Consider the following 10,903-nt stretch of genomic DNA (forward strand, 5'->3'; position numbering starts at 1 on the left):
GTATTCATTAATAAAGCAAGATTTTGAGTCTTGAATATTTAAGGAGAACTTTTAAATGAATCATAAGTTAATTGAACAGATACAATGTAAACATCCTGATCTAATCATTAACGAGTTTTATGTTAATGAAATAGGCCAGAATAATGACGTCATTATTATCAATGAATCTCTGGTGTTCAGGTTCCTAAATATAAACAAGGGATCATACAATTAAAAAGAGAAACCGAGATTTTAAAATACATAAAAGTCATCGTAAAGGTGCCCATTCCGATTCCTATATATGAGTCTTTTGAAGAGCCAGAACCAGGTAAAGTCTTTACAGGATATAACTTAATTGAAGGCAACCCTTTGCGGAGGAAAAGTTTTCTTGAAATTAAGAATGATGAGCAGATTAGAGTAATGGTGTCACAACTGGTATCTTTCCTTTCAGCAATGCATTCTATTTCTGGAGATTCAGCAAGTCGGGAATTACAGTTGGAGGCACATCATCCCCGTGAGGACATGAGAGATCTTTATGAAAAATTTCAACATAAATTGTTTCCTTTTATGAGCAAGGAATCTCAAATCAGTGTAACAGAATCGTTCGAGGATTTTCTGAAAGAAGTGGCACTTGCAAATTTAGATCTTGCCCTGATCCATGGGGATTTCGGTGCTTCGAACATTTTGTGGAATTCAGGGACAGGTGAAATTTCCGGTATCATCGATTTTGGTGGGGCTGGCATAGGGGACACGGCGTATGATTTTGCGGGACTGCTCTCCAGTTATGGTGAAAATTTTTTTATAGGTGTATTGATCAATATCCGAACGGTAAAGAAGTAGCTAAGCGTGTTCATTTTTATAAAAGCACCTTCGCGCTGCAGGAGGCACTGCATGGAATAGAGAATGACGATCGGCAGGCTTTTGAAGCTGGTATTCAGAATTATAGATAAAAAATCAAATTTAACAAGAGCAGATCCCATGCCGCGGCCAACGCGGCATTCTCATTTTTAGATTAATTAAGCGCAGGGACATCTTTCCAAATGATATAATTAATTCATTCATTTCTTATATAGTAGGGTATTACAAAGATTTTATAGAAGTAATAGAGGATTCAAAGTTAAGAATCAACAAGTGGTTGAATGCGAGGAGGGGGACAGATTGATCCAGAGGCTTGGAAATGCACCTTATTTACTTCTGGTTGGTGCTGCATTATTTTGGGGCGGCAATGCGGTTGCTGGAAAGTTTCTCGCTGGTTCGCTGCCGCCGGTGACGATTTCGTTCACCCGTTTGGGGATTGGGGTCCTGATCATGTCTCCGGTTATCATCAGGCTGTTCAGACATGAAAGGGCAGCCTTAAGAGAGCACTTCAAGCTGCTGTTTTTCCTGGCGGTGACCGGTGTAATTGGATTTAATCTGCTGATTTATTGGGCAGTCAATTACACGACGGCGATCAATGCGACCTTATTGAATAGCACTAGCCCTCTCTTCATTTTCCTGCTCTCAGCTCTTCTGATCGGAGAAAAAATGGAGTTGAAGTACTGGGTGTCGATGGCGATTTCAATGGTCGGTGTGCTGATTGTCATCACGCATGGGTCTGTTGAGAGGATGCTATCTTTGCAGTTTAATATTGGCGATTTGATTATGGTGCTGGCTGTCATTTCGTGGTCTTTATATTCTATTTATATTAAAAAGATTTCCGGGAAGCTGCCATCGCTTGCAATTTTCGGCTTTACACTTGCGCTTGGTTTTATGGTGATGATTCCTGCTGTGGCTATTGAGTTGGCATTCGTTCCAGTTGGTGCAGTGAATCTTGCAGAGTGGAGTGCTTTATTTTACATAGGAATTTTTCCGTCGATATGCTCGTTTTTGTTATGGAATCGTGCAGTTGCATTGATTGGGCCATCGAAACCATCGATTTCTTTGAACCTAATTCCGGTGTTTGGGACAGTGGCAGCGTTTTTTATCCTGGGCGAGGTAATTGCCATTCCGCAAATCATTGGCGGCTGCCTTGTTTTTATCGGAGTTTTTATTACTTCTTTTACGAAAAAGAAAACGGTGCAGTTGGCAAAAGAAGCATAGGAATTTTGCGGTGGTTATATGATAAAACGGAGTGTCTCAATTTGATTTTGACACTTTCTTTTTGATTGCGTCAGTCAGTGAATCTATTAAAAAGGAAATTCCCATATTGAGGCGAACTTATTAGGTATTGGATTTGTTTTTAAAAAAAGGAGGCCGAATGGAGTCTTTAAAGCCTATTAAAAGAAGCCCTCTGAGAATTTATCTAGGGAAAAAGTATTACCGTTCAAAGAGATACTTGGATTGGTTTTTTGGGGACAAGAAATTCTCTGTGAAAAAAGAAGATCGCCCGCTGAAACATCAGGTATTCACCCATCAAACTTTACTCCTTCGAGAATTGAAGGATGTTGATATGTGGTTACAACATAACAAGGTGTAGAATCTCAAGATCGCTACTCAAAAGCTGAATAAGGTAATCATCCGGCCAGGGGAGACCTTCTCTTATTGGCGGTTACTCGGAAATACAAAGAAGAGCAAAGGTTATGTTGATGGAATGATCCTTCATTAGGCAAGGTCACGACAGGGGTTGGCAGCGGGCTATGCCAGTTATCGAACCTGATCTATTGGATGACTTTGCACACACCATTAACCATTACTGAAAGATACCGTCATAGCTATGATGTATTTCCAGATTCGAAAAGAAGTCAGCCCTTTGGCAGTGGAGCCACTTGTGCTTATAATTACCTTGATCTGCAAATTAAAAATGAAACAAATAATACCTATCAATTAGTTGTCTATTTGAATGACACTCATTTGGTCGGAGAATGGAGGTCAGTATCTCAGCCGGTCCAAACGTATGAAGTATATGAACGGGAGCATTTAATCACTCGAGAAAATTGGGGAGGATATGTAAGACATAATACAATTCACCGCAAGGTATTTAACAACGAGAAAAGACAAATTGATGATGAGTTTGTCACTGAAAATCACGCTATAATGATGTATGAGCCTTTGCTTGAACAGCAATCTGAGAAAGTCAATTAAGATTACATAAGGTTTTTTTAAAAAAAAGATTTAGATAATGTGTAGGGAATTAAATAGGGTTAAATTAGGAGGATTACATATGTACGAAGAAGGTTTTGTGGAAGTTACCGGCGGGAGAGTCTGGTATGAAATTTATAATAAGGATGCAGAAGGGACACCGGTTGTTATTTTACATGGAGGGCCAGGGTCTTCGACTTATTCGTTAAAAGGGTTGAAGGCGCTTGGCAAGGATCGCCCTGTTGTCATGTATGACCAGCTTGGCTGCGGGAAGTCTGATCGTCCGGATGATCTATCGCTTTGGAATATTGACCGATTTGTTGAGGAGCTCGGACAGGTTCGTGAAGCGCTAAAGCTTGATGAAGTTCATATTCTTGGACACTCATGGGGTACGACTTTGGCAGCAGCTTATGTGCTGACAAAGCCTAGCGGAGTGAAGAGCGTGATTTTTTCAAGTCCGTGTTTGAGTGCGCCGCTGTGGGAAGAGGACCAAAAGAGGAATATTGCCAAGCTGCCGGCAGACGTGCAGGAGACGATCATTCGCTGCGAGGAAAGCGGTGAGACTGATTCTGAAGAATTCAAGGCAGCAATCAAGGAGTTCAATAAGCAATTTGTTTTCCGAGGGGAACCAGATTTGGAGTGGCTGAAAGCAGGAGCTGGCATGAAGAACCCTGTTGTTTATGAAACAATGTGGGGGCCATCTGAATTTACGGTTAAGGGCAATCTGAAGACTTTCGATTGCACATCTCAGCTGGGTGAGATTGAGTGTCGGACACTTTATACTTGCGGCCGTTTTGATGAGGCGACACCTGAATCGACGGAGTATTATGCAAGGTTGACACCAGGAGCTGAGTTCCATGTTTTTGAAAAAAGTGCACATATGCCTTATATGGAAGAGCCGGAGGAGTATTTGCAGGTGATTGGGGATTTTTCGAAAAAAGTCGATCGTCAGGTGTGACTTTTGCTATACTCCCTCGTGAAACCTTTATGCTATGTTAACAGTGTTAATTAAGTCATAAAGGAGTTTTTTATCATGAGCTGTGGATGTTCTAGATTAGAAGATGGCAAAGCAATTGTTGACCATGTGAAGAGTAAAGGTAAGGAAAAGATAAAGCCACGCGTCGCGCACGAGATCGCTTGTGAATGCGGTGAAATGTTCACGATGGAAACCGTCATCACAAACTGCCCAAGCTGCGGCATGACATACGGCGTCACACCATGCAGTTCCGGGGATATCGATAAGGTAAAAGCTGCAGGAATTCAATATGCATAACAAAAAAATCTCTCGAGATGTCGAGAGATTTTTTGTTTGTGCATTAGACGGGGTCCTGGTAAATTGGATGGATTATAAGGAGAAAACTGCTACTGTTGGTGTTGTGGTAAATGCCCTTTCACAACAATAGGTTATTATATCGCTGATTCCGATTCATCAACAAGTGCAAAATGAGTTTTAAAAACGGTATGCTTTTTGCCAAGTTTGTTGGTAACTATATATGTTGTGTCAAATTCTCTTTCAACTTCATAAATATCGCCTACGCTAAATTCCATCTCTAAGCCTTCGTTATTCTTGCAGATGACTTTTTTCATATTGATCCTCCTGGGGATTGAATCATTGTTCTATATACTTCGTCAGGTGTTTAGTTTTTATGTCGGGTTTGGATTTTTTGATGGTAATTTGAGTATGTTGTTAGATTACTGATAACTAATTAGCTTGCTATTTCGTTATTAATCTAAGTAGCTAGGGGTCAAGAGTTAGAAAAATGGTAAAAATCACACCTTTTTTCCAGTTCGCCAATAAAGTTGTGAAAATCGCCAATATAATCATTTTTTCGCCAATAAAAATAAATTATCGCCAATAAAAAGTTAAAATCGCCAATAAAATCAAATTTTCGCCAATAAAAATTTTTAAAGACTGAAAGGCCGGCTTCCAATTTCCGGTTTAAGCTAAAAAGTGTCTATTATTATGATAAAATCATAGAAGACTACAATCGGGGGATCATTTTATGAATACAAATACATATTTTTATCAATTTTTAGAGCCGATTTCAAAGGAATTGGCATTGCTGGCTAAGGAATTAGAAAATAGTATCTTTTCCAGCCCGAGAACGATGCTGACTCATTCGCGGGTGTTTATTGAAAATATCTTGCAGCAGGTGACGAAGGCAGAGGGGATGCCAGAGGATCCTCGGACTGGTTTGAAGGAACGGCTGGATTTGCTTAATGATCAGGGTTATTTGATTCCTGAGATTCGCGATGCGCTGCATTTGGTGCGGAGAATGGGGAACCAGGCGGCACATGATGCGCGGATGTTCCGTTTTTCCGAGGCGCTTTTATCGTGGGAAGCATTGTACAGCATTGTGAAATGGTATGTTGAGGTGTACGGACCGGTTGATGTGACTGTGCTGGAATATCAGGATCCATCTCCCCAGGCAGAAAAAACGTTTGATATGTCTGAGCTTGAGGTCAGGTTGAAGGGATTGGAGGATCTGTTGAAAAATCCTCCTCCGCAACAAGCTGAAGCTCCTGCGAGGGAAGAAGTCGCAGCGGCTGTTGCTGCTCCTGTTGTTGAGGCTGAGGAAACGCCTGGGTTTACGCCAATCCGGACGATCACTTATAAAGGATGGACTCTTGAGATTCCTTACTTCCTGCGTGACGCGTTTCTTTTGCCGCAGCGATTTGATAAATCGGAAACTTTCCTGATTCGTCTTGGTGCTGAACAGGAAGCGCGGATCATGAGCGAGCTGCCAGGTGATCTCGAGGGTCTGCACAAGAATGTAAAACGGTATAACGAGAAGAATGATGAGCAGTTTTTCGAAGAGCTTGGAACCTTCATTGAAGAAGAGAAAGTTCGCCGGAATCTCACATTAAAGCGCCAGGGGGAACTGTTCTTCTTTTACAAAGCGAGTCATATTGTTGTGACGGAAGAATTGAAAAAAGTTCCGCTAACTGCTGAGGAATTCACGGGTATTCCAAGTTTGATAAGGCAGTTGAATGAGGATCAAATCTACACTGTGGGCCAGCTTCCAATGGAGCTTGTGATTTTAGCGAAGTATGCCAATGTTGGTGTAGGGACGGTTGAAAAATTGTTCGACCAGCTGAAGGCGAAGGTAACAGACAAGGCTGTCCATGTTGATGATGACATTTCAACAGAGCGGAAAAGCTTCAAGAAGTGGGAATCTTTATATGTAAAAGTAAAGCTGAATGGCGGTCAATCTATTATTGAGGGCTCTAGCGTTCCGGCGATTTGGAAGGAAGCGTTGAAATGGATTGAAGACAATCGTCTGCCTTTGTATGACCTGGTAAAAGCGGGCATCATCCTTGGGTCTACCGATAATGGCAAGCGTTATGCTATTGCGCTTCAGCCAATCCATCCAGATCAAAGACCATTTACGCAGCTTCATACTTACCAATCTCAACTTACTGGTGAAGTATATTATCTAGAAACGAAAATCAATCCGAAGTCCGGGCTTGAGACACTAAGTAAGGTTTTGACTCGACTGGGTGTTGAAGTGGATATACCGTTATTGAAGGGTGAATAGTAACGACAAACTGCCGTGGTGACGCCACGGCAGTTTTTTAACATTATGTTACTTCCTCTTTTGGGCTTTTAACTTGTTCATTTCCAGTTCAGCTGCGTATTCCTCTTGCGATTTCCCTTGCTTGAAACTTTCAGATTGGATTTTTCTGAACTTGTTATCATTTTGATTTGGCATGTAAAAACCTCCTTTTTATCATGAGTATTTTGTTCAAAGTCTGGAGGATTATTCTGTCACTAAACTAGTATTTTTTAAAATAACTGGTTAAATTTCTCATAATTCTATATTATTTTGCTATTCCGGATATAATGAAAGCGCTTTACATGTGAAACTATTCACAAGTATAATAAGAGTGTAAATAAAACATTATTCATTTCCGGGAGGAATCGCAATGTTAGCTGACCTTATTTATGAATTCAAGAGCTGGTGGATTGGAGATTTACCAAAGGTCGGAAATGAGGAGTTTGAAAGAATCGAATCAAAACATACTAGAGTTCATCACGACGAAGATATATATGAAATTATTCGAGTGCATTAAAGCACAGCAATCAGCAGTCCGATTCCAAAGTGAGTTGGACTGTTTTTATTTTATAGTAGATAATAAGTTCTGACTGTTATATGATTAGAATTCCTTAATGTTTGTTTTTTCCTATGCAAAAATGGATAAAACTAAACAATGAACGTACAAGAATATGGAGTTGATCTTTTGAGTAAAGCGAAGGGCAAGAGCGGTACAGGAAGAGGTACAGGCAAGAAAGGCTGGAATCGCTGGCAAGCTAGTGCGAATAAAGCTAAGAGTTTCAAGCCGTACAAAAGTAAAGGTGTAAAACATGGGGATGCTTCAAAGGACGGAGCCTCTGAAAAATAGTGACTGTAGTTATCAAGGTGTTGATCCAGAAATGGATTGACGCCTTTTTTTGTTAATTCAATAAAATAATTATACAAATTAATAAAAATTTATTGAAAAACGATAAATAACATGGTAAATTCAAATTGACAATAAATGAATGAGGTGCTTGTTATGAAAAAAGGTTCAACACTTTTTTTGAAGGTAGCTGTTATTTTTATCGGCCTTCCTGTTCTTGCTGTGTGTCTTTTCTTGTTGCCTCAGATCGCTTCTGAGGCGAATGAGGCAATGGAAAGAGGTTCAGATTTGGCTCTTGCGGTTTACGCAATTTTAATGGTTCTGTATGTTTCGGCCGTTCCATTTTACTTCGCTCTGTATCAATCATTTAACCTTTTAACGTATATCGACAGGAACCAGGCTTTCTCCGACTTATCTGTAATCGCTCTAAAGAAAATCAAAAATAGTGCGATCATTATCAGCGGATTATACGTGGTTGCCCTCCCATTTGTCTATGCTTTAGCGGAGGTAGATGATGCTCCGGGCCTAATCCTCATCGGAATGGGGATGGTTTTTGCTCCGTTAGTGGTTGCTGTTTTTGCAGCAGTTCTACAGCGACTTTTAAAAGAAGCCATCGATTACAAAGAAGAGAACGACTTAATAGTCTGAGGTGATAATAATGGCAATTATAATTAATATTGATGTGATGTTGGCAAAAAGGAAGATGAGTGTAACGGAGCTTTCAGATCGGGTTGGAATCACAATGGCTAACCTTTCTATTTTAAAAAATGGCAAAGCAAAAGCGATCAGGCTATCTACCCTAGATGCAATTTGCAAAGCATTAGAATGCCAGCCTGGGGATATCTTGGAGTATAAGAGTGATGAAGGGTATTAATATGAGTGACAGAATCGTAAAGTGTTAATTGAGGTAATAAAACCTTCTATAATTATTGTGTGCGGTGATCCAGGGCAGAAAAGGATGACCGCATTTTTTATTTGTTCAGTCTAGTTTTTTGTGAAAATAGTTAGTTTGGATAGCAAGAATAAGGACATGTACACATACATATGATGGAGGTGAAGTATGTATAAGGGGTGGGGGAATTGGCTAATCCAATTGTCGCTAGGTCGTTGGACGAAATACAGTTTTGGTCCAGAATCATGAAGGAACATGCTTTGTTTTTAAGCCTCGGATTTACTTATGAACAACAGCAATTGATAGCTGAGGCTCAACAATTTATTACTGTCTTTGAGCGAATCGAGGAAAAGCTTGCGAGGTTTAATATAAACACGGATATACGACAAATTCAGGCTTTTAACAATGAGGTTTATCAAGCAGCTGTTGCCATTTGGAGTTACAAGAGAAAGGTGTTAGGGTTAACTTTACGTTGTGAAATCCGGACAAATAATTTCCCTTTATTGGTTGACCATGTTAGCAGAGAGGCTGCTTACTTTGCCAACAGGTTAAAGGAACTTAACGAAGGAAAACTTGCCCCCCAACCTGATAAGATCATTCAAGAAAATCTTTTCTTTTTAAAAATTATGGCTGACCATGCAAAATTCATCGGACATCTTTTAGACCCGTCCGAAAGAAAGCTAGTAGATCAAGCTAATGAGTTTAGTCATGATTTTGATCAATTAGTCTTCCAGGCGGTGGATTTGGATTCCATGCGACCACAATCTGAAACAGTGCCAATTTTAGATCAATTCTTGGATCAAAACAGGGTTTCAGTAGTCTCACTAAGGGACTTTAAGAAAACAGCCAGAGAATTAATAGAGGCTTGCCGAATTAAAAGCAATATTCATCCCCTCCTAGCAGACCATACATTTAGAGAAGCGGAAAGGTTTATAGAAATTATCGATTTGTTTGAGACTCATCTTACACAAGCAAAGCAATAAAGAACAGTGGGGACGTATCATGTGCTAATTATTTGAAAGCACAGGGTAGGTCCCTATTCTTTTTGCTAATGGACATTTGAGAAGTGGAGTGACCGTGAAAAGTTTTATAGTGCTTAATAGACATTTGGAAAGCTGGTGGAGCTTGAAATGTCTAGTAAAAGAGGTTTAATGGACATTTCGGGGGCTGGTGGAGCTTGAAATGTCTAATAAAGGTGGTTTAATGGACATTTCGGATGCTGGTAGGGTCTTGAAATGTCTAATAGAAGTGTTTTAATGGACATTTCGGGTGCTGGTGGGATTTGAAATGTCTAATAAAAGTGGTTTTATGGACATTTCGGATGCTGGTAGGGTCTTGAAATGTCTAATAAAAGTGGTTTTATGGACGTTTCAGAAGCTGATGGAGCTTGAAATGTATAATAAATGAAACTTTTTAAGTAGAATTCTAAATGTAATTTTTGAGTGTCGTCTATCTACATACTTTTATAAGCTTGATGAATTATAGAAAGGAATACATTGACAACAACTCATATAACCGCTAAAATATTTTAAAATTCCAATAATAAAAGTGTTGAAGAGAAGAGTACTTAATCTTGGATATTTACAGAGAGCTCCTGGCTGCTGAAAAGGGGTAATATCCAGCTTAATGAATAAAGTCCCGGAGCATCTTACCAATCTAAAGAGCAATTAGGGATCGTAAGACGGGTTCTTCCGATATAAAGATAGGGTATGAAAGTACCTGAAGAGGTTGGTTTGGCGACAAATCAACAAACTGAGGTGGTACCAAGAAGTTATAACTCTCGTCCTCAAGATTCATTTCTTGGGGGTGAGAGTTTTTTTATTGAATTTCAGACGGAGAGGAGAAATAAGATGAAAAATCCTATTTTATTCGATATTCCATCCCAGTTATATACAGAAAGATTAATACTTCGTGCGCCAAATCGAACGGGAGACGGAAATATCGTTAACCAGGCAATAAGCGATTCTTTTAGTGAGTTAAAAGCGTGGCTGCCATTTGCACAAAAGCTTACTGCAGTTGAGGAAACCGAGATGAATCTGAGAAAAGCCCATATAAACTTTTTAAAAAGAGAAAGCTTTCGATTTCTAATTTTTAAAAAAGATACGAATGATTTCATTGGAACAGCTAGCCTTCAAGGAATCGACTGGACCATTCCTAAATGTGAAATTGGTTATTGGATTAATACCAGGTTTAGCGGCAATGGATATATGACAGAAGCGGTCAAGGCATTAACTGATTTGGGGCTGAATCAAATTAAATTCAAAAGAATTGAAATTAGATGTGAATCTACCAACCTAAAAAGCCGTGCGATCCCCGAAAAACTCGGCTATGAATTTGAAGGCATATTGCGGAATGATGATTTATCGGCAGACGGCAACAGGCTGACCGATACCTGTTTCTATTCAATAATTTCATAGGTACACGGGTGCATGATCCAGGGAGGATTCGTGCACCTTTTTGTTGAATGTCTTACTAATTGAACAGAGTTAGTAAAGGCTGGAAACACTTTTATAAAGGTGGAGATTGTCATAAATAAACCATTGGCTTTGATAGTATTTGTCTCTCTTGTTTTGC

13 protein-coding genes, 1 pseudogene and 1 other annotated feature are annotated in these 10,903 nt (G+C 39.7%); of the genes and pseudogenes, 12 read left to right on the forward strand and 2 right to left on the reverse strand.

Features of this window, described 5'->3' with window-relative positions:
* The first annotated feature begins 258 nt into the window (after window positions 1-258).
* The 5 genes and pseudogenes from ACH0QE_RS15530 to ACH0QE_RS15550 all read left to right on the forward strand — a co-directional run bounded on the left by ACH0QE_RS15530 (window position 259) and on the right by ACH0QE_RS15550 (window position 4,309).
* Window positions 259-819 carry a phosphotransferase family protein gene (locus ACH0QE_RS15530; RefSeq protein WP_415801490.1) on the forward strand — a complete coding sequence of 187 codons (561 nt, stop codon included), beginning with the start codon at window positions 259-261 and terminating at the stop codon, window positions 817-819.
* 318 nt (window positions 820-1,137) lie between these two features.
* Window positions 1,138-2,058 (forward strand): DMT family transporter, encoded by a 921-nt coding sequence (locus tag ACH0QE_RS15535; protein WP_415801491.1) that lies wholly within the window; start codon window positions 1,138-1,140, stop codon window positions 2,056-2,058.
* 157 nt (window positions 2,059-2,215) lie between these two features.
* Window positions 2,216-3,039: pseudogene (locus ACH0QE_RS15540) on the forward strand (VanW family protein).
* Between the two features lie 79 nt (window positions 3,040-3,118).
* Window positions 3,119-3,994: a proline iminopeptidase-family hydrolase gene (locus ACH0QE_RS15545; RefSeq protein ID WP_415801492.1), complete on the forward strand. Its 876-nt coding sequence runs from the start codon at window positions 3,119-3,121 to the stop codon at window positions 3,992-3,994.
* 75 nt (window positions 3,995-4,069) lie between these two features.
* A complete protein-coding gene (locus tag ACH0QE_RS15550) occupies window positions 4,070-4,309 on the forward strand; it encodes a hypothetical protein (protein ID WP_415801493.1) in 240 nt (79 codons plus the stop codon).
* A 134-nt stretch (window positions 4,310-4,443) separates the two neighbouring features.
* On the opposite strand, the gene ACH0QE_RS15555 is transcribed toward ACH0QE_RS15550, so the two are convergent.
* On the reverse strand, window positions 4,444-4,623 hold the full coding sequence (locus tag ACH0QE_RS15555; RefSeq protein ID WP_415801494.1) for a hypothetical protein: 180 nt from the start codon (window positions 4,621-4,623) through the stop codon (window positions 4,444-4,446).
* A 416-nt stretch (window positions 4,624-5,039) separates the two neighbouring features.
* Between ACH0QE_RS15555 and ACH0QE_RS15560 the strand changes: the two genes are divergently transcribed.
* The gene (locus tag ACH0QE_RS15560; protein WP_415801495.1) at window positions 5,040-6,575 is read left to right on the forward strand and encodes a DUF4145 domain-containing protein; all 1,536 of its coding nucleotides are present in this window, start codon (window positions 5,040-5,042) and stop codon (window positions 6,573-6,575) included.
* 48 nt (window positions 6,576-6,623) lie between these two features.
* On the opposite strand, the gene ACH0QE_RS15565 is transcribed toward ACH0QE_RS15560, so the two are convergent.
* Entirely contained in the window at window positions 6,624-6,749 is a 126-nt protein-coding gene (locus ACH0QE_RS15565) for a hypothetical protein (protein WP_023614463.1), read from the reverse strand.
* Between the two features lie 214 nt (window positions 6,750-6,963).
* Here ACH0QE_RS15565 and ACH0QE_RS15570 point away from each other — a divergent pair, with 214 nt between their 5' ends.
* From ACH0QE_RS15570 to ACH0QE_RS15595, 6 genes are all read left to right on the forward strand, one after another.
* Entirely contained in the window at window positions 6,964-7,110 is a 147-nt protein-coding gene (locus tag ACH0QE_RS15570) for a hypothetical protein (protein WP_158651528.1), read from the forward strand.
* Between the two features lie 168 nt (window positions 7,111-7,278).
* Window positions 7,279-7,440 carry a DUF3934 domain-containing protein gene (locus ACH0QE_RS15575; protein ID WP_214736237.1) on the forward strand — a complete coding sequence of 54 codons (162 nt, stop codon included), beginning with the start codon at window positions 7,279-7,281 and terminating at the stop codon, window positions 7,438-7,440.
* A gap of 153 nt (window positions 7,441-7,593) precedes the next feature.
* A complete protein-coding gene (locus tag ACH0QE_RS15580) occupies window positions 7,594-8,085 on the forward strand; it encodes a DUF2975 domain-containing protein (RefSeq protein ID WP_415801496.1) in 492 nt (163 codons plus the stop codon).
* A 10-nt stretch (window positions 8,086-8,095) separates the two neighbouring features.
* Entirely contained in the window at window positions 8,096-8,311 is a 216-nt protein-coding gene (locus ACH0QE_RS15585; RefSeq protein ID WP_415801497.1) for a helix-turn-helix domain-containing protein, read from the forward strand.
* Between the two features lie 206 nt (window positions 8,312-8,517).
* Entirely contained in the window at window positions 8,518-9,312 is a 795-nt protein-coding gene (locus ACH0QE_RS15590; RefSeq protein ID WP_415801498.1) for a DUF2935 domain-containing protein, read from the forward strand.
* A gap of 559 nt (window positions 9,313-9,871) precedes the next feature.
* Window positions 9,872-10,120: a binding site (T-box leader), on the forward strand.
* A 59-nt stretch (window positions 10,121-10,179) separates the two neighbouring features.
* Window positions 10,180-10,746, forward strand: coding sequence for a GNAT family N-acetyltransferase (locus tag ACH0QE_RS15595; RefSeq protein ID WP_415801499.1), 567 nt, complete (start codon window positions 10,180-10,182; stop codon window positions 10,744-10,746).
* Window positions 10,747-10,903 lie beyond the last annotated feature (157 nt).

The sequence above is a fragment of the Mesobacillus sp. genome, assembly GCF_047739415.1.
Taxonomy (GTDB): Bacteria; Bacillota; Bacilli; order Bacillales; family Cytobacillaceae; genus Mesobacillus.

Coding starts and splice junctions, on each gene's coding strand:
- ACH0QE_RS15580 (WP_415801496.1), top strand. CDS start 7,594: ATGAAAAAAGGTTCAACACTTTTTTTGAAGGTAGCTGTTATTTTTATC.
- ACH0QE_RS15595 (WP_415801499.1), top strand. CDS start 10,180: ATGAAAAATCCTATTTTATTCGATATTCCATCCCAGTTATATACAGAA.
- ACH0QE_RS15550 (WP_415801493.1), top strand. CDS start 4,070: ATGAGCTGTGGATGTTCTAGATTAGAAGATGGCAAAGCAATTGTTGAC.
- ACH0QE_RS15545 (WP_415801492.1), top strand. CDS start 3,119: ATGTACGAAGAAGGTTTTGTGGAAGTTACCGGCGGGAGAGTCTGGTAT.
- ACH0QE_RS15570 (WP_158651528.1), top strand. CDS start 6,964: ATGTTAGCTGACCTTATTTATGAATTCAAGAGCTGGTGGATTGGAGAT.
- ACH0QE_RS15560 (WP_415801495.1), top strand. CDS start 5,040: ATGAATACAAATACATATTTTTATCAATTTTTAGAGCCGATTTCAAAG.
- ACH0QE_RS15585 (WP_415801497.1), top strand. CDS start 8,096: ATGGCAATTATAATTAATATTGATGTGATGTTGGCAAAAAGGAAGATG.
- ACH0QE_RS15555 (WP_415801494.1), bottom strand. CDS start 4,623: ATGAAAAAAGTCATCTGCAAGAATAACGAAGGCTTAGAGATGGAATTT.
- ACH0QE_RS15565 (WP_023614463.1), bottom strand. CDS start 6,749: ATGCCAAATCAAAATGATAACAAGTTCAGAAAAATCCAATCTGAAAGT.